General features: G+C 62.5%; 16 protein-coding genes and 1 tRNA gene. 2 read left to right on the top strand and 15 right to left on the bottom strand.

Features of this window, described 5'->3' with window-relative positions:
- Nucleotides 1-9 precede the first annotated feature (9 nt).
- Entirely contained in the window at nt 10-1,017 is a 1,008-nt protein-coding gene (locus HKK57_RS10230) for a sensor domain-containing diguanylate cyclase (RefSeq protein WP_029298883.1), read from the top strand.
- Nucleotides 1,018-1,618: 601 nt separating this feature from the next.
- Here HKK57_RS10230 and HKK57_RS10225 read toward each other — a convergent pair.
- The 3 genes from HKK57_RS10225 to gabD all read right to left on the bottom strand — a co-directional run bounded on the left by HKK57_RS10225 (nt 1,619) and on the right by gabD (nt 5,872).
- Nucleotides 1,619-2,830, bottom strand: a complete 1,212-nt coding sequence (locus HKK57_RS10225; protein WP_070995862.1) for an HDOD domain-containing protein — start codon at nt 2,828-2,830, stop codon at nt 1,619-1,621.
- Between the two features lie 139 nt (nt 2,831-2,969).
- Nucleotides 2,970-4,250 (bottom strand): 4-aminobutyrate--2-oxoglutarate transaminase, encoded by a 1,281-nt coding sequence (gene gabT, locus HKK57_RS10220; protein ID WP_029298879.1) that lies wholly within the window; start codon nt 4,248-4,250, stop codon nt 2,970-2,972.
- A 179-nt stretch (nt 4,251-4,429) separates the two neighbouring features.
- Complete coding sequence (gene gabD, locus HKK57_RS10215) at nt 4,430-5,872, bottom strand: NADP-dependent succinate-semialdehyde dehydrogenase (RefSeq protein ID WP_029298877.1); 1,443 nt, start codon at nt 5,870-5,872, stop codon at nt 4,430-4,432.
- A 369-nt stretch (nt 5,873-6,241) separates the two neighbouring features.
- On the opposite strand from gabD, the gene HKK57_RS10210 reads away from it, so the two are divergent.
- Nucleotides 6,242-6,318, top strand: a tRNA-Arg gene (locus HKK57_RS10210).
- A 54-nt stretch (nt 6,319-6,372) separates the two neighbouring features.
- Here HKK57_RS10210 and HKK57_RS10205 read toward each other — a convergent pair.
- The 12 genes from HKK57_RS10205 to HKK57_RS10150 all read right to left on the bottom strand — a co-directional run bounded on the left by HKK57_RS10205 (nt 6,373) and on the right by HKK57_RS10150 (nt 25,514).
- On the bottom strand, nt 6,373-6,975 hold the full coding sequence (locus HKK57_RS10205) for a hypothetical protein (protein WP_029298852.1): 603 nt from the start codon (nt 6,973-6,975) through the stop codon (nt 6,373-6,375).
- The gene (locus HKK57_RS10200; protein WP_070995863.1) at nt 6,972-7,544 is read right to left on the bottom strand and encodes an RNA polymerase sigma factor; all 573 of its coding nucleotides are present in this window, start codon (nt 7,542-7,544) and stop codon (nt 6,972-6,974) included. Before HKK57_RS10200 ends, HKK57_RS10205 begins: the two co-directional genes overlap by 4 nt.
- Nucleotides 7,545-7,699: 155 nt before the next feature.
- Nucleotides 7,700-9,331 (bottom strand): vWA domain-containing protein, encoded by a 1,632-nt coding sequence (locus tag HKK57_RS10195; RefSeq protein ID WP_169390116.1) that lies wholly within the window; start codon nt 9,329-9,331, stop codon nt 7,700-7,702.
- A 243-nt stretch (nt 9,332-9,574) separates the two neighbouring features.
- On the bottom strand, nt 9,575-10,225 hold the full coding sequence (locus HKK57_RS10190; protein ID WP_029298845.1) for a DUF799 domain-containing protein: 651 nt from the start codon (nt 10,223-10,225) through the stop codon (nt 9,575-9,577).
- On the bottom strand, nt 10,222-10,581 hold the full coding sequence (locus HKK57_RS10185; RefSeq protein WP_029298843.1) for a DUF4810 domain-containing protein: 360 nt from the start codon (nt 10,579-10,581) through the stop codon (nt 10,222-10,224). Before HKK57_RS10185 ends, HKK57_RS10190 begins: the two co-directional genes overlap by 4 nt.
- Before the next feature lie 28 nt (nt 10,582-10,609).
- Entirely contained in the window at nt 10,610-11,290 is a 681-nt protein-coding gene (locus HKK57_RS10180) for a CsgG/HfaB family protein (RefSeq protein WP_092232635.1), read from the bottom strand.
- Nucleotides 11,291-11,329: 39 nt separating this feature from the next.
- Nucleotides 11,330-11,911: a hypothetical protein gene (locus tag HKK57_RS10175; RefSeq protein WP_169390115.1), complete on the bottom strand. Its 582-nt coding sequence runs from the start codon at nt 11,909-11,911 to the stop codon at nt 11,330-11,332.
- Between the two features lie 185 nt (nt 11,912-12,096).
- Nucleotides 12,097-14,667: an autotransporter family protein gene (locus tag HKK57_RS10170; protein WP_169390114.1), complete on the bottom strand. Its 2,571-nt coding sequence runs from the start codon at nt 14,665-14,667 to the stop codon at nt 12,097-12,099.
- 61 nt (nt 14,668-14,728) lie between these two features.
- Nucleotides 14,729-15,295, bottom strand: a complete 567-nt coding sequence (locus HKK57_RS10165; RefSeq protein ID WP_029298836.1) for a hypothetical protein — start codon at nt 15,293-15,295, stop codon at nt 14,729-14,731.
- Nucleotides 15,296-15,343: 48 nt separating this feature from the next.
- On the bottom strand, nt 15,344-15,586 hold the full coding sequence (locus HKK57_RS10160) for a hypothetical protein (RefSeq protein WP_154907969.1): 243 nt from the start codon (nt 15,584-15,586) through the stop codon (nt 15,344-15,346).
- Nucleotides 15,587-15,621: 35 nt separating this feature from the next.
- Entirely contained in the window at nt 15,622-16,488 is an 867-nt protein-coding gene (locus HKK57_RS10155; RefSeq protein ID WP_070995869.1) for a PoNi-like cognate immunity protein, read from the bottom strand.
- Between the two features lie 11 nt (nt 16,489-16,499).
- Nucleotides 16,500-25,514 (bottom strand): two-partner secretion domain-containing protein, encoded by a 9,015-nt coding sequence (locus HKK57_RS10150; protein WP_169390113.1) that lies wholly within the window; start codon nt 25,512-25,514, stop codon nt 16,500-16,502.
- Nucleotides 25,515-25,520: the final 6 nt, after the last annotated feature.

The following is a 25,520-nucleotide window of genomic DNA, read 5'->3' as shown; positions in this document are numbered from 1 at the left end:
ATTGTGCCGATGGTCCACGAAACGGACTCCCCAACGCCCACCACACCCGACTCGACGGATACGTCGCGTCCAGCGGCTGCCGCCACCTTGCTGGCATTGATGCACGCCCAGGGCGAAGTGGAGCGCCTGAGCGAGCGCGAACAGCTGTTGAGCTCGCTGCTGGTGAGTGTCAACGCCGTGCTCTGGGCCATCGAGTGGGAAACCCGGCGCGTGCTGTACGTGAGCCCTGCCTATGAGCGCATCTTCGGGCGCTCGGCCAGCCTGCTGTTGGCCGAACACCGTGGCTGGCGTGACAGCATCCACCCCGAAGACCAGCAATATGCCGAGCAAAGCCTGGCCCAGGTACTGGCGTTGGGAGCGGTCGAGGATCGCCAGTACCGCATCATCACGGCGGACGGGCAGATCCGCTGGCTCAGCGACAAGTGCTTTACCAACCAGCAGGCTGCCCCGGGAAAACCGCTGATTGTGGTGGGCATCGCCGAAGACATCACCGAAAAGAAGCACCTGGAACTCGAACTGCAGCGCCTGGCCACCACCGACGTGCTGACCCGCAGCAGCAACCGCCGGCACTTCTTTGAATGCGCTCACCACGAATTCGAACGCGCCTGCGCCCAAGGCCTGCCCCTGGCCTTCCTGTTGCTGGACATCGATAACTTCAAGAACATCAACGACACCTACGGCCACCTGGAGGGCGATCAGGTGTTGCTGCGTATCGCCGAGAGCGGTCGCGGGGTGTTGCGCCGTGGCGACCTGTTCGGGCGCATTGGTGGCGAAGAGTTTGCTGCAGTGCTGCCGGGATGCGCGCCGGAAAGGGCCATGCAAGTCGCCGAACGCTTGGGGCAGGAAGTGCGGCAACTGAGTTTCAGCCATGAAGGCCAGCCCTACAGCGTGACCGTCAGCCAGGGCCTGGCCAGCCTCACCGCCGAAGATGCAACCCTGGACAGCCTCTTCGCCCGCGCCGATGCGGCGATGTATGAAGCCAAGCGCCAGGGCAAGAACCGGGTAATTGCCAGCTGAAGTCGCCGAAGATGACCAAATAAAGCCCCCCACGCGGCATCTCGGCCAGACAACAAACCTGGGGGCACCACAAAACAAATGTAGGAGCTGGCTTGCCTGCGATGGGGGTGTATTTGCCAGCCGTGCAGTGCCTGGTCCGCCGTCATCGCGGGCAAGCCCGCTCCCACAATGGGGGGGGCGGTGAGGCGGGAGGCTTGGAGGCACCACAAAACAAATGTGGGAGCTGGCTTGCCTGCGATGGCGGTGTGTCTGCCAGCCGTGCAGTGCCTGGACCGCCGTCATCGCGGGCAAGCCCGCTCCCACAGAGGGGGGGGCGGTGAGGCGGGAGGCTTGGAGGCACCACAAAACAAATGTGGGAGCTGGCTTGCCTGCGATGGCGGTGTGTCTGCCAGCCGTGCAGTGCCTGGCCCGCCGCCATCGCGGGCAAGCCCGCTCCCACAATGGGGGGGCGGTGAGGCGGGAGGCTTGGGGGCACCACAAAACAAATGTGGGAGCTGGCTTGCCTGCGATGGCGGTGTGTCTGCCAGCCGTGCAGTCTCTGGACCGCCGTCATCGCGGGCAAGCCCGCTCCTACAGGGGCGGTGGCTGCCTGGCACCGCGCCTACACAGGCTTGCGGATGCGCATCAGCTCCGAAACCCCGACCTTGAGCAACCGCGCCGTCTTGCCCTTGGCCAACGCCTCGACACCTTCATGCTCGGTCAGCCCTGCCAGTTGCGCCGCCATGTTCATCACCAGCGCCTCTCGGGAATACACCCCGCCTTCCAGGGAATAGCTCGCCGCGATCAGTTGGCGCAGTTCCAGGGGCAAGCGCCAGCGCGTACGCAGCGCCGAGCCGTAGCCGGCACCGAAGGTGGATAACGACTCGCCAATCAACTCATCGTCCAGTTCACCGCCGCCCTGGCGCCACTCCTGCAAGCTGCGCAGCAGCGCAAGGTCGCCCAGGCGGTGGAGGATACCGGCGCTGTAGCAGCGTTCGTGGTCAAGGTCGAGCATGCGCGCCAAGGAGCGGGCGTATTGCGCAGTCTGCTGGGACAGTTGCCAATGGCGTTCGGCGTACTCCATCAGGCTGGCATCGCCAAGGATCACGTTGCGCTTGAGGGCCAGGCCAAGCATCAGGTTCATGCTCTGCCCGGCTGCCAGCTTGTGCAGGGCCATGGACAGCGTCTGCACCGGCGTGCCGTGATGGCCGGCGCTGTTGGCGGCGGCGATCAACACGGCGGTGATCTGTGGATCGGTTTTTACCTGCTCTTCCAGTTGCTTGAGATCCAGGCCTTCCGGCGCCAGGCTGCGTTGCACGGCGGCCTTGACGTCAACCCGCAGCGGCGCGCCGTCCGACAGCTCGCGGCGCCGCTCCAGGAACACCGGCAAGGTCATGCCCGCGGCCAGGGCCGGGGCCTCGCAATAAACCGTTTCGCCTTCATTGAGCAGCAGGTCCTGCAGGCGTTGCGTAAGGCCTTCCATGTTCAAGGGTTTGGTCAGGTAAGCAGTCGGCGCCAACGGCAACGCTTCGCGCACGCTGGCGCCGTCATTGCGTGCGCTCAACAGAATAAACGGCAAGGCCGGCACGCGCCGACCCTGACGCACACTGCGCAACAGGCTCAGGCCATCAACGCCCGGCAGTTCCCAATCGGCAATGATTAAATCGTAGGGTTTGTCTCGCAGCAACTCGGCGGCTTGCTGCCCGTCGGCGCACACATCCAGCCGCGCGTCGCAGCGCACATTCAACAACACCTGCTTGAGCAGATCCCGCGACCAGGGGTCGGTCTCGGCAATCAGCACACGGGGTACAGCAGGTAAATCAACAGCAGTCATGCAGCACGCTCCATCGGCAATCCTTGCACCTTAGACAAAGGAAGCGCCCGCGTACAATGAACAAGGCCTGAATCGGTGCACAACCCACAAAAAAACCCCGCCGAAGCGGGGTTTTCCTGTCGATCGGGTCAGCCTGCGCTTACAACTCAGAGAAGCACTCTTCGATGATCGCCAAGCCTTTGTCCAACTGCTCGTCCGGCGAGGTCAGCGGGACCAGTACGCGCAATACGTTGCCGTAGGTGCCGCACGACAGCAGGATCAGGCCCTTGTCACGCGCCTTGGCCACGACGGAGGCTACCGCCGCAGCGTTCGGCTTGTGGCTGTCGCCATTCTCGAACAGCTCGACCGCGATCATCGCACCCAGGGCACGCACTTCACCGATCACCGGGTACTTGGCCTGGATAGCCTTGAGGCCGGTCACCAGGCGCTCGCCAACAGCCTTGCAGCGGTCCAGCAGGTGCTCTTCTTCGAACACCTCCATCACCGCCAGGGCCGCGGCGCAAGCGATCGGGCTACCGGCATAGGTGCCGCCCAGGCCGCCTGGGGCGATGGCGTCCATGTATTCGGCCTTGCCGCACACACCGGCCAGCGGGAAGCCGCCAGCGATGGACTTGGCGAAGGTGGTCAGGTCGGCGGCAACGCCCATCTGTTCCATGGCGAAGAAGGTCCCGGTACGGCCGGCACCGGTTTGCACTTCGTCGGCGATCAGCAGGATGCCGTGCTTGTCGCACAGTTCGCGCAGGCGCTTCATGAAGGCTTTAGGCGCGACGTAGAAACCGCCTTCGCCCTGCACCGGCTCGATGATGATGGCCGCGATATCACGCGGCTCGGCATCGTTTTTGAAGATGCGTTCGATGCTGGCGATGGAGTCGTCGATGCTCACGCCGTGCAGCTCGTTCGGGTACAGCGCACGGAAGATGCCGCCCGGCATCAGGCCCATGCCAGCGGAGTACGGCACGACCTTGCCGGTCAGGCCCAGGGTCATCATGGTGCGGCCGTGGTACGCGCCAGTGAAGGCGATCACGCCGGCACGGCCAGTCGCGGCACGGGCGATTTTCACAGCGTTTTCAACGGCTTCGGAACCGGTGGTGACCAGCAGGGTTTTCTTGGCGAAATCACCCGGGACCTTGGCGTTGACTTTTTCGCACAGCTCCACGTAAGGCTCATAGGCCAGGACCTGGAAGCAGGTGTGGGTCAGCTTGTTCAGTTGCTCGGTCACGGCCGCGATGATTTTCGGGTGCAGGTGACCGGTGTTCAGTACAGCGATACCGCCAGCGAAGTCGATGAACTCGCGACCTTCTACGTCGGTCACCGTGGCGTTCTTCGCGGATTCGGCGAAGATCGGGTGAATCTGGCCAACACCGCGCGGTACAGCGGCTTCGCGGCGTTTCATCAAGGAAGCGTTAGTCTTGTTGCTCATAAATTCCTCATTCGCCACTCATCGGGTGGCGCGGTCCAAGGATTACGTGGCGGGGAGGCAACTACGCCAGCATGCGATGATCGACTGCCACAGCTTTCCCGGCCACTTCGAATAACGGTGTGAAGCACGCAAAGGACAGCGCTCTCGTGCCCTTTGCGTTTACAGCGATACCTTGCCGGTTAGATGCCCAGGCAGAGGTATTTGATTTCCAGGTAATCCTCGATCCCGTACTTGGAACCTTCACGGCCCAGGCCCGAAGCCTTGATCCCGCCGAACGGTGCCACTTCGTTGGAGATCAGCCCGGTGTTGACGCCGACCATACCGTATTCCAGGGCCTCGGCCACACGGAACACACGGCCCAGGTCGCGGGCATAGAAGTAGGACGCCAGGCCGAACTCGGTGTCGTTGGACATGGCGATCACTTCGGCTTCGTCTTTGAAGCGGAACAGCGGCGCCAGCGGGCCGAAGGTTTCTTCCTTGGCCACAGCGGCGTTTTTCGGCACGTTGGTGAGGATGGTCGGCTCGAAGAAGTTGCCTTCCATGACCTTACCGCCAGCCAGCAACGTCGCGCCTTTGCTCAAGGCATCGGCGATGTGTTCCTGGACCTTGGCCACGGCTTTTTCGTCGATCAGGGGACCGGTGGTGGTGCCGTCTTCCAGACCGTTGCCGATCTTCAACTTGGCCACGGCCGCTTTCAGTTTTTCAGCGAACGCGTCATACACCGAGTCCTGGATATACAGGCGGTTGGCGCATACACAGGTCTGACCGTTGTTACGGTACTTGGAGATGATCGCGCCTTCGACGGCCTTATCCAGGTCAGCGTCGTCGAACACGATGAACGGCGCGTTGCCGCCCAGCTCCAGGGAAACTTTCTTGATGTCCTTGGCGCATTCGGCCATCAACTGGCGACCGATTTCGGTCGAGCCGGTGAAGGACAATTTACGCACGATAGGGTTGCTGGTCAGCTCGCTGCCGATATCGCCGGCGCTGCCGGAAACCACACTGAACACGCCGTTGGGGATGCCGGCACGCTGGGCCAATTCGGCCAGGGCGAACGCCGAGAACGGGGTTTGCGACGCAGGCTTGAGGACCATGGTGCAACCGGCGGCCAGGGCCGGGCCGGCTTTACGGGTGATCATCGCGGCCGGGAAGTTCCACGGCGTAATAGCGGCGGTGACACCGATCGGCTGCTTGATCACGATCAGGCGCTTGTCCGGCTGATGGCCAGGGATCACGTCACCGTAGACACGCTTGGCCTCTTCGGCGAACCACTCGATGAACGAAGCGGCGTAGACGATTTCGCCCTTGGCTTCGGCCAGCGGCTTGCCCTGCTCCAGGGTCATCAGGCGCGCCAGGTCATCCTGGTTCTCGATGATCAGCTCGAACCAGCGACGCAGCTTGTTCGCCCGGTCCTTGGCGGTCAGTGCGCGCCAGGCCGGCAAGGCCTTGTCGGCGGCTTCGATGGCACGACGGGTTTCGGCGGCGCCCATCTTCGGCACGGTGCCCAGGATCTCGCCAGTCGCGGGGTTGTTGACCTTGATCGTTTGACCGTTGTCCGCATCGACCCAAGCGCCATCAATAAAGGCTTGCTGGCGGAACAACTGGGTGTCTTTAAGCTGCATGTCGGCTTTCCTTAACAGCACCGCGCGCGCGCGGGGCAAATTAGAGTTGTTGAAAGGCGCCTCGAAGGCTGCCGTCAGGGAAATCAGTCACTGGGCGCAAGCTGAAACATCGCGCACGGGAGACAGAGCGTTTGAAATCTCAAACGAATCCTAGGATCAATGGGGGGGCAGGGCAATAGTCTGTTCGAAAAAAAGAACGAAAACGGCGCATTAGCCGGATTATTCTGACAAGCGTACGACAGCCCGATTCAACGCCAACGACGCACACCGCCCGGTACAGAGCCTCCCTACTCCAGAATCCCACCGGCAGACGGCCAAAAACCAGCATGGACGCCCAAGGTCGACATGGGTATGATGGCGCCCGCACAAGCATCCGTAGCTCAGCTGGATAGAGTACTGCCCTCCGAAGGCAGGGGTCGTGGGTTCGAATCCCGCCGGGTGCACCATACAAACGAAAAGCCCCAGGTCTTGCGACCTGGGGCTTTTTTGTGGGCGCTGGTTCAGCGTTTTTGCAACGCTTCCAGCCGAGCCGGTAGGTCTTCGTCAGGAAAGCGCGTGTGCAAGTCCAGCAGCTTTTCATCCGCCGCCCTGCTCTCACCCGCCTGGCGCAGGCGCACGATTTCCTCTAGCCCTTGCTCCAGGGACTGCGGTTTGGCGGCCATCTGCTTGCTCATTTTGGCCATGGGCTCGTCAGCCATGGCACTTGCCATCTCAGCCTGGACGGGCGCGCTGTCTGCCTGTGGCGCTAGCGCCAGGCGAGCCATCGGCGCGGGGGCGGCTGGGGCGGACAGTGCCTGTGGCGGCGGCGCGGCGGCGTACTGGGCGGTCTCGGGCAGGTTGAGGTCGGGCACTGGCGAGCGCAGTACTACGCCAATCAACAGTGCGACCCCGGCCACGGTGGCAAAGGCCATCTGCCAGCGTGGTCGTTGGCAGGCTTGCAGCCAGCGTTGCCACAGGCTTGGCGCGGGCGTGGGGGCTTCGCGGCGGGCGGCGGCGAGGATGAAGGCGTCGAGGGACGCGGGTGGCTCGCTGGCGCTGTGTTGGCGAAAGTGCTGGATCAGCCCTTCGTCAGTCGGATCCTGGGGGTGTCGGGAGTCAGTCATACGGGTACCTCCTCGGCCAGCAGCCGACGCAGTTTCTGCTGGGCGTAACGCAAGCGGCTTTTTACCGTTTCCAGTGGGCTGCCGGTGAGGGCGGCGATTTGCGGCAGTTCCAGCTCGCCATGCAGGCGCAGCATGAACACTTCGCGCTGGTCTTCGGGCAGGTCTTGCAACGCTGCTTCCAGGCGGCCCTGGTCGCGGCTCAGGCTCAGTTGTTGCTCGGGGCCGGCGCTGTCGTCGGGCTTGGCGTGCAGCTGTTCATCGTAGCTGTCGTGCAGCGGGTTGTGGATGCCGTGCTTGCGCCAATGATCGATCAGGCGGTTGCGGGCAATCTGGAACAACCAGGTACGAAAACTCGCCCGGCCTTGTGGCTCGGTAGTGCTGCGAATCAGGCTGAGCCAGGTGTCCTGGTAGATTTCCTCGGCCAGTTCGGCCTTGTTGCAAAGGCCCACGAGGAACCGGTAAAGGCCCTGGCGATGCCGGGCGTACAGGGTCTCGAACGCAGCAGCATCGCCGGAGCGGTAGCGGGCCAGCAGCGATTCGTCGCTGGGTGGATCGTCTGGTACGGCCATATCAGGTGGCGAACTCCTTTCGATGGATCAATGCAGATTAGCTGTGGGAGCCGGGCTTGCCCGCGATAGCGGTGGGTCAGGCGCTATTTTCGGCGCTGACCCACCGCTATCGCAGGCAAGCCAGCTCTCACAGGGGATCTCTGTTGTGGGCAAGATCAGTGTTTGAGGCTTTGGGCCAGTTCCACCAGTTGTACGAATTCATTGCGCAGCCCGTAGGGGTCATCACCACGGGCCGAGCGGGCCAGGGTGGCGGTGTCTTTCAGGCTCATGGTGCCAGTGTAGCGGCCATCGCCCTTGAGCTGTTGGGCGAAGGCGGCCACGGCTGCCGCGAAGCGCAGGTCGTCGCTGGCAGCCTGCTGGGTGCTATTGATCGGGTGTTCGATCAAGCGACTGCTGCCACCCGCCGCCGGCTTGTAGCGGACCCGCAACATCGCCAGTTCTGCAGCGTTACCCTCGGCAGCCGGCGCCGGGGCATAGCGCAGCGGTTCCAGCCAGCCTTTGGCGCCCTTCGGTACGATTTCATACAGCGCCGTCACGGTATGCCCGGCACCGATCTCGCCCGCGTCCACCTTGTCGTTGCTGAAATCCTCACGCTTCAAGGCGCGGTTTTCATAGCCCAGCAGGCGATATTCGCTGACTTGGGCCGGGTTGAATTCCACCTGCAGTTTTACATCCCGCGCCACCACGGCCAGGGTCGAGCTGAGTTGTTCCACCAGCACCTTGCGCGCTTCGCGCAGGTTGTCGATATAGGCGTAGTTGCCATCGCCCGCGTCGGCCAGTTGTTCCATCAGGTGTTCGTTGTAGTTGCCCACGCCAAACCCCAGGGTGGTCAGGGACACCCCGGTTTTGCGCTGGTCCACGGCCATTTGCTTGAGGCTGTCGAAGTCGCTGATGCCGACGTTGAAGTCACCGTCAGTGGCCAGCAGGATGCGGTTGATGCCCTTATCGATAAACCCTTCGCGGGCCATCTGATAGGCCAGTTCGATACCCGATGCACCCGCCGTCGAGCCGCCGGCGGTCAATTGGTCGATGGCGTTGCGGATTTTTGCCTTGTCACCCCCGGACGTAGGCTTGAGTACGACCCGCGATTCGCCGGCATACACCACCAGGGACACGCGGTCCTGAGCACGCAGTTGGTCCACCAGCAGCTTGAGGGTGCTTTTGACCAGCGGCAGGCCTTCGCGGCGGTCCATGGAACCGGACACATCCACCAGGAACACCAGGTTGGCAGGCGCCAGTTCGGCCACGGCACGCTCGGACGCCTTGATACCGATACGCAGCAGGCGCGTATTGGGATTCCAGGGGGCGGGCGCGACTTCAGTGGTCACGCCAAACGGCGAGCCGTCGGTCGCCAGTGCGTAGTCGTAGGGGAAGTAGTTGACCATTTCCTCAAGTCGTACAGCGCCTTCAGGCGGCAGTTGACCTTGGTTGAGGAAGCGTCTGACATTGGCGTAGCTGCCCGTATCGACATCGATGCTGAAGGTAGAAACCGGGGTTTGGGCAACGCTGTGCACCGGGTTGTCCGGCAGGTGCTGATACTGCTCACGCGGCTCGGCGCGGTATTCCATGGCCACTGCGTCATGCATAGCCATCGGTGCCGGCATTGCCATTCGCTTGAGCATGGCGCCCTGAGCCTGAACGGGCTCGCTTTGCAGCTCGGGGACAGCAACCGCTTCGGGTGCCTTGGCTTCGTCACGGGATGACAGCCCACACCCGGCAAGTGCCACCAGCAAGGTCACGGCAAAGCCCTGGGCAGCGGGGCGCAGGAAAAGAAGAGGACGGGACATGGGTTGAACCTCGTGAGTGAATGATGCGTTCACAAGGTCAGACGTTAGAAATGGGCGGTTCGGGTTAACTCCCGCTCAGCACAGTGGCGAGGGGGCTTGTCCCCCGCTGGGCTGCGCAGCAGCCCCTCTAAGACCCATCGAGCTTTATCAGATACACCGAGGGGCCAGGGTTGGGGCTGCTGCGCAGCCCAGCGGGGGACAAGCCCCCTCGCCACAGCAGCCCCCTGGACAAGGAGGCTCTTATCAGTCCGAGCCGTACTTGGGCGAGCGCGGGCCGTACAGCAGGCCGGTGCGTTGCCCGGCCGACAGCAGGCGTGCGCTGGTGATGCCGGCAATCGGGTGCGCTGCGTCGGTGGAGCTGTTGATCACTTGCTTGACCGCCGCCGTGATCAGCATGCCCACCAGGCCGCCACCGTTGTTGTTGCCTTCCTCGCTGGATGCCCGCGCCGAACCGGTCCACAAGGTGGTGCCAGTACGCAGGTCGACCAGTTTGGCCGAGGCGGTCACCGAGGTGTCGCTGGTGACCAGCATGTACTTGGTGCCGTATTCGCTGACGGTGATGTACAGCGCCGCGTCCGCGCCGAAGATCTCATGCAGCTTGCCCGGTGCCACGGCCTGGATATCGTTGGCGGTGGTCAGGCCGTTCTGGCGGAAGGTTTCATCCACCAGGGCAATCGGCATCACGTAGTAACCGGCTTCGGCCAACGGGTAAGTCACCTGCGATACCAGGCTGTAGGACGCCTGCACTTCAGGGGATTCGTTGATCGGTGGCAACACCAGGATCGACTTCGGCCGCGCCTGCTTGTACGCCGAGTAATCGACGGTCTTGGGCGCCGCGCAACCGCCCAGCAAAGCCAGGGCCAGCAAGGCGCCGGTGATTTTCAGCAGGCTCATTTGACGTCTCCGGCCTTGGCGTTCTTCAGCAAAAAGTCCATGTAGGCGGCCGACTCAGGGAACAGCGCCTTCTCGGTGCGAAACTGCTGCACCATCTGGTCATCCTTGCCCATGCTCAGGTACAGCATGCCCAAGTGGGCGTGGTAGCCCGGCGGGGCCTGGCGGCCACTGGCGTTGATCTTTTGCAGGTCGCGTTCCAGCGCTTCGACCTGGGCTTCCTTGGGCTCGCCCTTGAAGTACTCGTAAACCTGTGGCTGGTAGCTTTCCCATTGATACAGGGGTTTGGGTGCCGTCTGGCACCCTGCAACCAGCGCGGTTGCTGTCAGCATCAGCGCCAACTTCACTGCCTTGCTCATCCGTGTACTGCTCCTTGAAAACAACTAATCAGTTACGCGGGTTCCAGGCGCCGGCGTTGATGCCGTCGACCAGGCGATTGATCGCTTCGCGCATAGCCAGGTCCAGGACCTTGCCATTGAGGGTGGAGTCATAGCTGGCGGTGCCGCCAAAGCCCACGACTTCGCGGTTCGACAGCGCGTATTCACCGGCGCCCTGGGTGGAATACACCACTTCGGAAGTGCTGATGTTGACGATATTCAGGTTGATCTTGGCGTAGGCCACCTGGGTCTTGCCACGGCCGAGGATGCCGAACAGTTGGCGGTCGCCGGTCTCTTTGCGGCCGAACTCGGTCACATCGCCGGTCACCACGTAGTCAGCGCCCTTGAGGTTTTGCGCGGTGCCTTTGATTTTCGCTTCCTGGGAGATTTCGCCCATGTTGTCGCGGTCCAGCACGCTGAAGCGGTTGGTCTGCTGCAAGTGGGTGATCAGGATGGTCTTGGCCTGGCCACCGAGGCGGTCCACGCCATCGGAGAAGATCCCGCGCATGTAGCTGGAGCGGTTATCGAACTTGCCCACGGCAATCGGCACACGTACGCCGGAATAGGCGACGTTGGCGCTGGCGACTTTTTCGATCGGCAGTGCGCGGGAGCTTTCGGTCGCGCAACCGGCCAGGGACAGCACTGCTGTAACGGTAAGGCCGGACAGGAGGATTTTTAAGAGTGATTTCACGTGGTGCTCCTAAGTGATAAATCGAGACCGCAGGTGACGCTAGCGCGATGGAATACCGCGCAGATCGTCAACGATAAAACGGCTAAGCGCTCCGGTGTAGAAGGTCTCTACATTAGAGTTGCCGCTGTTGGTCAGCACCCCGGCCATGGTTTTCATGTTCTGCCAGTCGCCCTTGTAACCCGCAGGCATCAGCCCTTGGCGAGCCTGGGAAAAATGCAGAACCTCGGCATCGGTTTTCTTGACCTTGACCTGATAGCTGAAATCGACACTGGCAAGGATGGTGTTGTCATCGACGATGGCCGTCATAAAACCGCCCTTCGTATCTTGAATACGCCGCGTATAGATGACGCTCACCTCCAACAAGTAGTCGGCCTTTTCCTTGCTGGCGGCGTAGCGCTTGGCCTTGAGCAAGCGGTCGACCAGATCGACACCCAATTGCTGGCGAACCTTGTCATCTGGCAGGAAGCGTTCGTTCTTGCCCACCACCTCAACGTCAAATGTATCGAGCCAATACGTGGCGCTCTTGGGAATAGTCACGGGCGCTGGAGAGATGTAGTACGCAGGCTTGGACGCACAGCCGGCCAGGAAGGACAGCGCCAGCAGTAAGGCAAAAACACGCATCTTCGAATTCATCCCTGATTAAGTGCTGCGGCATTTTACGGGGTTGAGAGCGGTTCTCAAGTTGTTTCGTCCATTCCTGTAGGAGCGAGCTTGCTCGCGAAGCACGTAAACGATAACGCTCATTTGCTGAATGAACGCGTCGTCTGGACGTTTTTCGCGAGCAAGCTCGCTCCTACAAGGACTGTTTAGAACGCGTAGCGCGCCTTGAGCATGACGCCATCGGCGTCAAACCCGCTGCGGGCCTGGCGGGTGTAGCTGGCACCGACGCTGAACGCCGAGACCTGGTAGTTCACGCCCACGCTGGCTTCATAGCTGTCACGCGCGACCGATGCGCCGGTTACGCTGAACGTCGAGCCACCGTTCACAAAGCTGGACGTCTGCGCCACGCGATCACCCATCAGGTCGTGATAGGCCATCAAGGTCGCTTCCGGTTGCAGGGTACCGGCGCCCAGCGGCAGGTTGCCCGCCACACGCAGGCCAGCGCCCAGTTCACCGACTTCGTAACGCTGGGAACCGGTGTTCAGGGCTGCCGAAGAACCCTTCTCGTGCAGGCTGTCCATGTGCACGCTGGAGTAGCGTGCTGCCACACGTGGTTCGATCAGCACGCTGTCCGACGCCTTGAAGCTGTAGCCGCCGATCACGCTGGCCGACAACGCCTGGCTGTCGTAGCTGCCCTTGGCGGTAGTGCCGACGATGTGGCGCTTGCTGTCGTTGTCGTTGACGCCATAGCTCAGGCTGCCATCGACAAACCAGTTTTGCAGCGACCAGTTGCCGTACAGCGACAAGGCGTTGCCCTGCACTTCGGTCTTGTTGCCCTGGTCCGAATGGATGTTGGAGTTGAGGTAGCTGTACGCCACACCCACGCGGGTGTTGTCGTTCAAGCGCCCGTCCACGCCCACGGCCACGCCGCTGCTGTTGGCCGAGTAGCCGTTGTCGCCACCGCGACCGTCCTGGTCCATGTTGCTGCTCAGGGCTTGCACCCAAACACCGCCGCGTTCGCTGCCATCGCGTTGGCCGGCCAGGCGATTGAGGATCGCGCCGTTGATCACGGTCTGCCCGGACAGGGCCACGTCCAGCGCGCCACGGTTCACGTCCGGCTTGAGCTGTTCGCCAATCCGCGCCAATTGCTGGGCAGTGCCGGCGTTGGCCACGGCCTGGAACACCGCGTCGTCCTGGCTCAGTTGCCCCAGCACTTCGTTTTTCAACAGGTTAACGGCCGTCACCGCCGAGGTCGTAGCGCCAACGCCGCCGAGGTCGGTTTGTACCTGCTCGTCTGGCTTCAGACCCACTACGGCCTTGACCGTCTGCGTATCGGCCGAGTAGCTGAGTACATCGAGCAACGACGAGCTGCTGGCAACCGTCAGGCCGTTGTTCTGCACGCTGCCGGCTTGCAGCAGGGTGTATTCGGTGCCGCTGGGTGCTGCGGTGAAATCGCCGGGCTTGGCGCTCAAGGTCACGTTGGAGCCCTGGGCGAAATTCGCGGCGCCGCTGACCGTCAGGTAAGGCGTGGTCGGCACGACGCTGTTGGACAGGCGCATATCAATCCCGGCACCGTTGGCCACATTCAGGTCGCCAGTGATCGCGGTACCGGCGCCAGACAGGTTCAACGAACCCGCGTTGATCGATACCGGGCTGCCAATGCGCGCGCCGGTAAAATCGGCCTGGCCGTTGATGTTCACACTCGTGACACCGAGTACGTCACCCACGATTTTGCCGCCGCTCCAGTTCAGGCTCGCCAGGTTGCCGCCGTCGATGGCGGTGCCGGAGTTGCTGCGGATTTCGCCGGCTTGCTGGTTGATCTCCAGGGGCGTCAACTGGTACTGCGGGTTGATCTTGATCGCCGTCGCATCGGCGCTGATCAGGCCACGGTTGACCAGGCCGCGCTCACCGCTCGGCGAGGTGGTGTTAAAGGTCGCGCCTTGCACGTTGAAAGCCATGGCGTTGCTGCCGTGGGCTTCGATGGTGCCGGTGTTGAGCAGGTAGTCGTAGGTGCCCGCATCCAGTTGCACGGCGATCGACTGCCCGCCGTTGACGGAAACCAGGCCGCTGTTTTCGATACGCAGGGGGTTGGTATCGGTTTCGATCTCGATCCCCAGGGCCTCTTCACCGGTAACGCGAATGGTCCCGGAGTTGAGCAGCTTGCCACCGATGGTGACCGGCATGTTGTTGTGGGTATCGAGGATCAGGCCGTAGCCGTAGTAGGACGTGACATCCACCACACCGCTGTTGACCACGTCGCCCGCCACGGTGGTGCCGTTGAGGTAGATACCCTCGGCGTCGGATTCATCGCCCGAACCTGGGACTTCAACCAGGGTGATATTGCCCGAGTTGATGATGCTGCCGCCCACGTTGCTGGCGCCCACTTCAAAGCCTTCAGCCCAGATCGTGTTGCTCAGGTGGATATTGCCGGCCTGAATGATATCGCCGGTGATGTTGCTGCCGGTGGTGGTGAGCATTTGATCCAGCGCCCCATCGACGATCAGGCCACGCACGGCTTTACCGCCGGCATCCAGGGTCAGGTTGGCGTCGTTGCGCAGCGTGCCCTGGATATCGGTCAGGGAAATATTCACGCCATCGGCACTGGGTTGGGTCGAGACGACATTGCGCGCGCCCACCAGGGTCACAGGCTCGTTGAACGTCTGGGAGGCCCACACGTTCTGACCGGTGCTGACGTCAAACTCCACTGCGCTGACTTGTGCGGCAACGGCGCTGACCATCATGGCCAACAGGGTTTTCTGGAACTGCTTGCACTTCATTTGAAACTCCATTTACTACGACAACACCGCCAATGTGCCCGGCGGTTGTAGGGGGCATGATTCAGGACGCGGGGACGGGAATACGCTGTGCGGGGTCGGTGATGTCATACACATGCTGCTCACAGCCGGCGCCGACGATCACGAATTCCACCAGGTAAACCTTCTGTTTTTGCGGCTTGAACGCCGAGGTCATCGGGCCACAGGCGTAGACAATTTTTTCGGCGTAGCGGTAGTAGTTCGAGTCGTACACCCGCGACTCGCCCAACACTTCAATCGTGTGCTGCGGGTCGGCCAGCACTTCCAGCTGCGGGAAGCGCTTGACCGCCGCGCTGTTGGCCACCTCGCTCATCTTGGCGATCCAGCCGAACACCTTGCCCCGGCCCGAATCCACCACCGTGCCGAGGATCTCCGGGCGCTGGTCGGCATCGCCGCCACGGCGCACGGAGAACTGCACGGGGTAGGTAAACCCGGTGGCGCGCATGATCACCTTGGCGTGCTCGGCATCGGCCACGACTGTGTTCTGCTGCAACTGCACGCCATCTTTCAAGAGGCTGGGCGACGAGTCGCGGGCATTGGAGTGGCAGCCTGCGAGGGCCAGGGCTGCGAGGATAAAAGCAAGGTTCTTCATAAAAGGTTTTTCCTTGGCGACAGCGGGGCTGGGGTGGCCCTACTGGAATCAAAAACTCAAAAAAAACACCACCCCATATAAAAACAGGGAAAAGCCAGCCAACGCCGCACGCCACTCCGGGTCGGCGTCCTTGCTCATGCCGCCAGGCGCGATGGCCACCCTGGCGCCTCGCGCATAGTTGTAGACCGCCTGGCCAAACCACAGCTGCACCAACACCATGGTCAAAAAACGATTCCAACTACCATCAAATCGCAAGAAGCCGTTCAATAACGCTGCCAGCAATAAAGCCACGCCAATGCCATGCCGGTACTTGTACAAGTGATGGCTCATTCATCTGAGCGCCCAAACAACCGCGCCAGCCAGCCGGCTTTTTCTACGCGGGCAGAGGCTGGTGCCGGGATAACGTCTTCACTGGGGTGGAGCAAGTCGCCGGGGTAATGCTCATGCCCCAGGCAGGCGCTGTCATCGAGCCCGAACGCCTTGACCGCGGCAACCGCCTCAAAGCACCAGCGGCCGAAGTAGCTACCCATCTCAAGGGGGTGTTTTACCGGATCGCCATAGACATACCACCAGGGTTGCTGTTTACCGCGTCGGTTCAGCTCCAGGTACCAATGTTCCACGAACGCCCGCAACAGCGAGGCCTGCTGTTGCTGGGGCGCGTCGATGGCCTTGAGCAGCCTCGCATAAGGTTTGGCGTGCAATAGCTGTTCACCAATCACGCGCCCTGGCTGACGGGATGCGATGATTCGGTCCAGCAGAACGTCCTGCCCGCCTTCGCCGATCAAGGCGACCAGCCGACGCCACTGGTCGTCGGGAATCTCCAGTGCCAGCGCCAGGCTCACCAACCAGAAACACCAGATGTAGTGGTTCAGGTCCGCCAACTCGAAGGTCCAGTCACGGCAAGTCTGCAGCGCATTTTCAGCACATATCGTGTCGGACTCTCGATTGGAAAGCTCCCATGCATCCATGATGGCGGGAAAGTACGTAGCCATCGATGCAACAGGACTGCCTCGCGAGTAGACGCGAATGGCTGCACGCAAATTATCTTTGGCAAAGTCGAACGCAAATTGCGCTCTGTATACCGGATTGGCCGACGGCTGCGACAACGTTTGGCTCACGCGCTCTATCCATTGCAGATCCTTTGCCTCACGACCATCCCAATACTGTTTATCTCCCAAAGGTGCGCGAATCATGGAGAACCTCATTAACGTCTTTCGGACGGTAAAATTTTAGACGTGTCTACCGCTTTGATTTTTCCGCGGGCATCAAGCACTTCAATTTCTGTCGCGCCATCTGGACGCGTTCTCACGACCCAAGTCTCCGTGCGGTTCGCGTCCACGGCGAGCCGTACATCCATACTCTGATTCTCTCCAACCGCACGTTCCAGACGATCGCCGCCAAGAATCCATGAGGTCGAGCCTTGCTTGCCATCTTGCGTATTGCCTAACCCCGAGGAGCCAGACTTCTTGTTATCCCCAACGAACTTGTACTCGATAACAACAAAGTCGACATCCGGGCGAGTGACCTTATAAAGATCATCGACCCCTGTTTCCCCGATACCCGGCACGCGGGCCAGCTTCTGTCCTTCGGGAACGATTTGCCGCACAGAGCGCTCGCCAAACAAGTCTCCCATCACACCTTTCTGCTCCCTGGTCAAAACCCCAAGGTCCATCAGCGGCTTGCCATCAGGCCCATAGATACCGCCACTCTTGAGCAGTGCCTGCTCGGCCGCTTCGTTGATGATACCGGTGAAGCGTTTGCCCACCGCCCCGGCCAGCTCGCCGGTCAGGCGGGTGGTCGTCGCGCCAGCACTACCGACACCCGCGCCGCCCAGGCCGAGGCCCACGCCGGTAGAGGTGGCGATCATCTCGTTCTGGCGCAGCACGTCGGCGCCATAGCCCTGCATGATATGCAGGGTGTCCAGATAGCCCTTGAGCCTCAGCTCTTCGGGCAAGCTCTGCACCGCCTCTACCGCCGCGATAAATTGCCGACCGCCACAGCTTGGGCAATTGACGGTACTCATCGCCCAAAGCGCCGTCTTGGAACCGAAACTGGCCAGATCCTCTACGGCATTGGCAATACCCTCGGCACTGCCCTGACCTTTGGCATTGAGGATTTCGGCCATGTTTTTCGGGTCATGCAGGTACTTGTAAGGGTCGACCAGCTCAATGTACTTGACCAGGTTTTCAACCGACGGCCGGTCTTTCATCAGGCGCGACAGACCCAGCCGTTCATTGTTGTAATCGGCCAGGCTGACCTGGAACAGGTCCGCGCTTTTGGACTGCGAAAGCTCGCTGCGCAAGAAGCTGGCCGCCGTCGTGGTGTTGCCATCCTCGACACCCAACACGGTGTTCCAGCCGCGATCGACCATCGCCGCCGCCGTTCGCAGCAGCTCTATGCGTGCTTGCTCTTCGGTGATGCCCTGCGCTTGTGCATAGCGATCGACGCGCTCCTTGTCGGAGGCGAACTTGATCTCGTCCGGGTGCAACTGACGGTTGTACCGATCCACGCTGGCCGCAGTGCCACCGGCAACAATGGCGCCGCCGGTGCCATGCCCGGAACCGACCGCCGTCCCCACGCCGGAGGCAATCAGCGTAGCCACGGCCTTACGGTCGGCCTCTTTCATGCCACTGTCTTCCAGCGCTTGCAGAATCGAGGGCATCAGCGCCGCCGAGGCGCCCGCACCCAACGCGCCGCTCTGTACATTGCCGCTGGAAAGCCCCAACGCAGCGCCCGCCAATGCGTGCAACATAACGCGCGCTGCGCCGCCTTCGGCCCAGGCGGCCTTGGTTGCGCTGTCGATGTCTTTGCGGTTTTTCTGCTCGTCGGCAAAACTGCCGATTTTATTGAAGATATCGCTGGCCGATGTATTGGCCACGATCCCCACCGCCGTACCGCCGGTAGCGCCGCCCAGCCCGGCGGCAATCAGCCCGGACGCAATATCGGCCATCAGTTTTTTGTCGCCACCCACTTGCCAGCGCAGCGCCTCGGCATTCGCCGTCTCGTACGCCTGGGCCGCAGCACCCGCCGTTGGCGAGCCCGCGGTGGCCTGGTCTTTTGCCTCTTGCCCAAGCTTCTTGGCTTCATCCGCCTTGGCTTTGGCCACCGCACCGATCACCCCACTGGCCAATTGCGCCGAGCTTTGGATCAGGTCGATGCGCTCCTGCATGGCCTTTTCGTCTGGGCGGTCGAGCTTCTGGTTGGCATTGGCGGTGTCGCGGTTGAGCCCCACCAGGTCATTGGCGCCCTCGGGGTTGCGGACCACAATCGTGCCATCGCTGACCGCACTGCGGGTGTGGCTGCGCTCGTCTTCCTTGAGCGCCACCGGAATGCTGCCACCCGGTGAGGTGCCGCCGCTGCTGCTGAATGATGCAGAGAGCCCCGCCGACTGGCTCTGGATCTCACTGGTGTTCTTGATATCACTGACGATCAGGCGATCAGTGCTCAAACGGTTCTTCACCGCCGCCGCTTCGCTGGCAATCACCCCGCCCTGCAAGGTGGTGGTCTTGCCGACATTGATGTCGTAGCCACCGGCCCCCGCAAACAGGCCGGTCTGGTCGGTCACGGCCTTGTAGTCGCTGTTCATCTTGGCCGCAGCGATGCTGGCCGAGCCGGTGACGGTGGAGCCGTAGCAGAACGGCGGGATGCAGATACTCGCGCCAAAGCCTGCGCTGCTCTGCTTGCTGCGCGAAGACTCGGTGTCCTGACGCGAGAGGATATTGAGGTCGCCACCAATGTCGGCCTGGATGCGATCGGCGCGCACCTGGGCACCGGCGAGGGTGGTGTCGCCGCCGCTTTTGAGCAGCAGCGAGCCGGTGTCCAGGGTGGTGTTGACCTGGGTTACCGAGTTGCCATTACCGTTGTTTTTCGCGCCCTGTGCACCCAGGTCGAGGGTGAAGCCGTTCTGCTCGCCGATGTTGAAGCTGGCGCCAATGGCAGTCTTGTTGGTCGAGCCATCGTTCTTGCGGTCGACGGTGTCCTGGGCGCTTTGCAGCAACACGTTGTTCTTGGCCAGCAACAAGGTGTTGGCGGCTTTCAGGCTGCTGCCGGTGATCTCGATATTGCCCTGGGTGCCGGGCGCTTCGCCGGTGGCGACAATCGACAGATCCTGCCCCGCATTGAGCGTGCTCTGGCGCGCCGTCAGGCTGTTGTACTCGCTGCTGGCCTTGCTGCGGGTGTTGGCCAGTTCGGTGCCGATCTTGATCAACGACCCGTTGCTGGGCGAACCGCCCTCTTTGTTCTTGAAGCCGGCGCTCTGGCCGTTGGCGTCCGACGCCTGGCCACCCAGGTTGTAGGCGGCCAGCGCAGCCTGGGCGATTTTCACCGCCTTGAGGCGCGGGTCATCGGCGTTCTTCGCCGCCTCGGTGGCATCGTGGATGCTGCGCGCAGTATCAATCACCGCACCGCCAATCACCCGGCCCACGGCCAGGCTCTTGGAGCTGTCTTGCGTGGTTTGCCGCGCCGTTTCAGCACCGGCGGTGATGGTCACGTTGGAGCCACTGAGGTCCATGTTCTTGGTGCTGACCAGGTCACTGGCGACCACGTTCAACTCACGCCCGGCAATCAACGAAACATTGCCTTCGCTGGAGCCGATGGTGCTGCCGGTCAGGGTGGTTTCCTGGGCGGTGCCGTTGTGTTTGCTGCTGCTGATCGACAGGTGCTGATTGCCGGTGATGTCGTCCAGGCCCAGCTTGTTGCCGGTCAACACGCCGGTCAGGTCGCGATTTTTTTCCTTGTGCATGTCGGTGCGCGAAAAGGTGTTCTGCGCCGCATCAATGGTCAGGTCACGCCCGGCCTGCACGGCCAGGTCGGCGGTGCTGACCAGCGCCGAGCCGGTCACTTTCGCATCCTGCCCCGCCACCACGCTGACCGTCTCGCCAGAAACCATGCTGCCCACGGCCATGCTGCGTTTCTCGTCAACCTTGTCCTGGACCTTGCTCGACTTCAGCCCGCCCCAACTGCTTTTGCTTTCTTTGCGCTCATGCCGCGCACTTTCGGCATCGGTCACGGCGACGATTTGCACATCCTTGCCCGCCACCAGTTTTGCCGCGCCTTTGTCGGCGGCAACGCTGCTGCCCGCCAGCAGCAGGTTCTCACCGGCTACCAGGGTGCTGTTACCGCCGGAGCTGACGCTGCTGCCCACGTTGTTGACGGTGTCGGTTTCATCGAGGCGGAATTTTTTCCCGGACGAGCTTTTCTTGGTCTTGCTGTAGAAGCTGTAGTCCTGATCTTCGGCGGCCTTGAGGGCCAGGTTCTTGCCGGCCACCAGGTACGCTTCATTGCCAGCGCTGACGTTACTGGCGAGCAACAGCAAATCCTCGCCCGCATTCAAGGTCAGGTTGCCGCCGGCCTTGAGCACGGTGGACACCTGGCTGACATGGTCCTCGATGCTCTTGACCTTTTTCGAGTTGTACGCCGAATGCTGCTCGTTGGCCGCCGCGGCCAGGTTGACGTTGCGCACGCCACCGACGCTGATATCGCGCTTGGCTTCGATCTGGCTGCCCACTGCGCTCACATCACGCCCGGCGACCACATGGAAGTCGCGCCCGGCTTCAACCACCGAGCCTTGCTGGGTGATGATCTCGTGGCGCGAACGGCTGCCAATGGCGCCGCTGTCCAGGGTTTGTGCCGAGACGATATTCACGTCGCGCACCGCCTGGGCGGTGGTGTCGCCGCCACTCTTGAGGGCACCGCCGACGCTGTTGATATCGCGCCCGGCCTGAATCGCCAGGGTGCTGGCCGATTCGATGCGCGCCGCGTTGTCGATAAAGTCGGTGCGCTCGATGCGGTAGTCGCTGGCGCTCTGGTGCGTGGTGACGCTGCGCTCATTGAGCAGGTCGGCGCCAACCACCAGGTTGACCTGCTGCCCGGCGATGATCCCGCCGGCACGGTTGTTGAGGTTATTGCCGGTCAGCAGGTCGAGACGGTTGCCGGCTTCCATCAGCCCGCTATTGCTCAAGTTGCCGCCCACATTGGCGCCCAGGTTGCTGGTGGCGCGCAGCGTGCCGACGTTGTTGAGGTTGGCGCCGGTCATCAGGCTCAGGTCACTGCCGGAAATCAGCGCACCGTTGGGGGCCAGGCGATTGCTGGCCTGGGCCAGGTACAACACCGGCACCAGCACTTGCTGGCCGGCGACGCTGGCGTTTTCCAGCCACACGATGTCGTGGGTCAGGGCCGCCACTTGTTCGGCGGTGAGGCTCACGCCCACGGCCAGGTTCAGTTGCTGGCGCGCGCCGATGGCATTGTCCATCAGGTACTTGAACACACCGGCGTCGCTGGTCTGGCCGTCGATGAAACGCTGGCCGGTACGGGCGACCACGGCTTGCTGGATCAGGCGCTGCTCATAGAAGCCATCGCCCAGGCGCTTCTGGCTGGTATCGGGGTCGTAGCCTAACTTGGCCAGCATGTAATCGGAACTCAAGAACTCAGCCATGTTGGTCAGCTGCGGGTTGGTCTCGATCAGGTACTTGTGCGGGTTGGCGGCAAACTGGCTGTTGGGCAGGCCCTGCACGCCGCTGCCATCGCTGAAGTGGAACAGGCCATTCTGGCCGGTGGGCAAGCTGAAGCCCGGCAGGCCCAGGGGGTTGACTTGTTGCTGGGCGACGTCCGGTGGCAACTGCCCGTTGAGGTGCACCTGGGTGGAGAAGCCGGGGGCGTTGGTGTCGGTCTTCGCGCCGCTGCCGACGTAGGTGTAGCCGCCGCGCACCACGCCGTTATCGATACCGGCCTGGGCCTGGATATTCACCGCGCCGCCCGCCTGGATCACCGCTGCGTAGCGCTGGTCGGGAGCCGCCAGCTGGGTGGTTTTGGTATCGCCCCACTGGCGTTCCATGCCGCCGATAAAGCCGGCCATCGCCGCTTCCAGGCCGCCCAGATTATTGGGGTCGTAGGCTGCGCCACCCATCGAATAACGCTGGGTAAATTGCGCAGCGGCCCGGTTGTAGCCTTCCGGGTGACGGGTACGTTCAGAAGAGAACACACGCTCGGTGAGGGTGTCGTGGGTTTCGAGACCGATGTTGGTCAACTGGTTGACCCGCGCCGTCAGGCTGCCGGCCGCAGCGATGCTACTGCTGCTGTTGAGCACATCGCCGCCGACCAACAGCAGGTTGGCGCCAGAGGTAATGCTGGAGGCCGCACTGGCGTCGGTGACCCTCAGGCGATCACGCTGGGCGATCAAGAACGGACGGTTTTCCTTGCCGCCGTCGCAGTCGCCACCGTTGACGTTTTCAATGCACTGCACCGGGCTGATCGACGCGCTATAGATCCCCGACTCGCTGGTCAACACGGTACGGATATTCTGGATAGTGCCAGCGGCCAGGCTCAGGCTGCCGTCACTCTGGATGCTCGACGAGCTGTTGATGATGCTGGTGGCCAAGGCCCCTTTGCCGTCGCGGTCGATGCTCAGGTTGCCCATGGCATAGATATCGGCACCGAGGTTTTTCAGGCGCTCGACCCGCAGGCTCATATCTCCGCCACTGAACAGCAAGCCGTTCTGGTTGAGCAGGCTGGCGGTGGTCAGGGTCATGGCGCGACCGCTGCCCAGGGTGCCGAGGTTATTCACCGCAGCGCTGGCCAGGGTGAAGTCGGTGGCGGCGGTCAGGCGGCCGGTGTTGTTGAGGGCGCCGCCCAGGCTCAGGTCGAGGCTGCCGTTGCTGGCGATCACGCCCTGGGTGGACCAGTTCTGGCCCGTGCCTTTGATACGGTTGGCCGCGAGCAATTGCCCGGTGGTGGTTTGCTCAAGGGTGTCGACATTGACCGTGAGGTTGCCGGCCTGGATCAGGCTGCTGTTGGTCCAGTTGGTTTTATCCAGGCTCAAGTCGCCTTGGGTCACCAGACTGCCGCCGACGTTATCGAGGTTGATCCCGGCGATATCGAACACCCCGGTGCCCACATGCAGCACGCTGCCGCCCTGGTTCTGGAAGTTGCCGGCGGCCAGGCTCAAGTCGGCATTGGCCGCTTCCAGCTTGCCGCCGCTGTTATCCAAGACACCGCCAATCGCCAGGCGGCTTTGGCCGCTGGTGCCCAGGGCGCGCAATTGCCCGCCCTGGTTGCTCAGGCTGGCGGCGGCGATATCCAGGGTGCTGGCGCTTTCGATCAGGCCACGGTTGTTAAGGGCGCCCAGCAGGCTGAGGTCGACCTGCTGACCGGCGATCTGCCCGGCGTTATCGACGCTGCCGCCACTGAGGCGCACGCGCTGGCCGGCGAATACACCGCCGTTACCGTTGTTGAAAACACCGGCGTTGATCAGCGCATCACCCGCCTTGGCCGAGAGCTTGCCCCCGGCGTTGTTGAGGCTGCCGACCGTGAGGTTGAGGCCGGCGTTTTCGCTGTGGATCAGGCCATCGTTGTCGTTTTGCACCAGGCCGCTGGTGTTCAGGGTCAGCCCGGCGTTTGCCGCCAGGGTGCCGCTGTTGCGGTTGTCCAGGCTGGCCGCCAACACCGTCAGCAAGGTTTGGCTGGTGAGTTTGCCGCCCTGGTTGTCGAGGGCTGCAACACGCTCGATCGACAGCGGGCCGGCGCTGGCCAGCTTGCCGTTGCGGTTGATCAGGTCGGCCAGCAGGTCGAGGGTCAGTGCGCCGTTGCCGGTCAGGCTGCCGGCGCTGTTGTCCAGGCTGTTGCCGCGCAAGGTGAAGGCGCCGGCGCTGTCGATGGCGCCGCCCTGGCTGTTATTGAGTGCGCCGCGGAGGGTCAGGGTTTGCGTGGCGGCGCTGGAGATCACGCCTTTGTTGCTGTTATCCAGGCTGTCGCCGGTCACGCTGAGGGTGTCGTGGCTGACCACCACGCCGCCCTGGTTATTGACCTGTGCAACGTTGGCCTGCAACGCGCCATCGCTGATGATTTCGCCCTGGCTGTTGTGCAGCGCAGCGGCGGTCAACTGGGTGCTGCCGCTGGTCAGCAGGCGGCCTTTGTTGCGGTTATCCACAGTGCTGGCGGTGACGTCCAGGGCCTTTCTGGCGCTGATGACGCCGCCCTGGTTATCCAGGGTCTGGCTGGCCTTGACGGTGGCGGTACGGCTGGCAACCACACTACCGTTGTTGCGGATATCGCGGGCGTCGAGGCTGACGTCGCCGGTGGTGGTGCGGGTGTTATCGGCATTTACGCCGGCTTCGATAACGCCGTTGTTGGTCAACTTGCCGCCGCTGCTCAGGCGCACCGTGTCGCGGGCTGCGAGGCTTTTCTGGGTGTTCAGGTCGCCGCTGGTTTTCACCGTCAGGGCGGTGCCGGCGTAGGCCGGGCCCTTGGCGTCGAGGCTCGCCGCCTTGACGTCGATCGCGCCACTGGCCGCAGCTTGCGCCATGCTCAGGTGCCCGTTGGCATCGAGCTGGATATCGCCCGCGCTGGCCGCCAAAGTGCCGTCCAGTTTCACCCCGACACCGGCCTCGGTGCCCACCAGCTTGATCGCGCCGGCGTACATGCCGCCCAGCGCCGACGAATCGATCGCCAACTCAGGCTTGTCGCTGCCATCGTCGGCGCGCGCGGTGGTTTTTAGCGTCTGGGCCTCAACATCATTGCGCCCGGCAATCACGGTCAGGTTGCGCGCATTGATCTGCGCGTTGATCTTGGCGGTGCGGGTGATGATTTCGAAGCGGTCGACGTTGCTCGCGTTCAAGCCCTGGCCGTCGATGGTCACGGCGCCGCCATCGACCTGATAACGGTCCAGACGACCGTTATCAAGGATCGGTTTGCCGGTGGTCAGGGTCACGTTGGGGGTGTTGATAAAGCCGCAACCATTGCAGGTCACGCCATAGGGGTTGGCGACGATGACCTTGGCCGACTGCCCCGCCACTTCGGTGTAGCCGCGCAACTGGCTCGCGCTGCCGCCGTTGACTTCGTTGAGGATGACATTCGCCGAGCCGCCCTTGAGGTTGGGGTTGCCGACGATAATCCCGCCCAGTTGGGTGGACTGCAACGGGCCGCCGGCGTTGTTGAGGATCACGCCATTGGGGCCGACGTTGTAGTCTTTGAAGTGGTTGTGGGACAGGCCGCTGCCATTGGGCGTGGCGATGTTGACCACCGGCACGCCATTGCCCGCTGCGCCCACTGTGGTGCCGGGGCCGCTGACCACGATGCCGTCGGCCTGGGCCAGCAGCGGTTGCCAGAACAGCGCGTTGGCCAGGATCAGCACCAGGCCGCGCTTGGGCAGGCCGCAGAACGCGTCACGACGCTTCAAGGCAGCAGAAGGCAGGCGGGCGAGGAAGGCAAACTGGCGGACGTCCATGTCAAA

Source organism: Pseudomonas sp. ADAK21 (assembly GCF_012935735.1).
In the GTDB taxonomy this organism is placed as follows: Bacteria; Pseudomonadota; Gammaproteobacteria; order Pseudomonadales; family Pseudomonadaceae; genus Aquipseudomonas; species Aquipseudomonas proteolytica.
The sequence above is the reverse complement of the archived record's forward strand: the minus strand, read 5'-3'. Positions and strand labels throughout refer to the sequence as shown.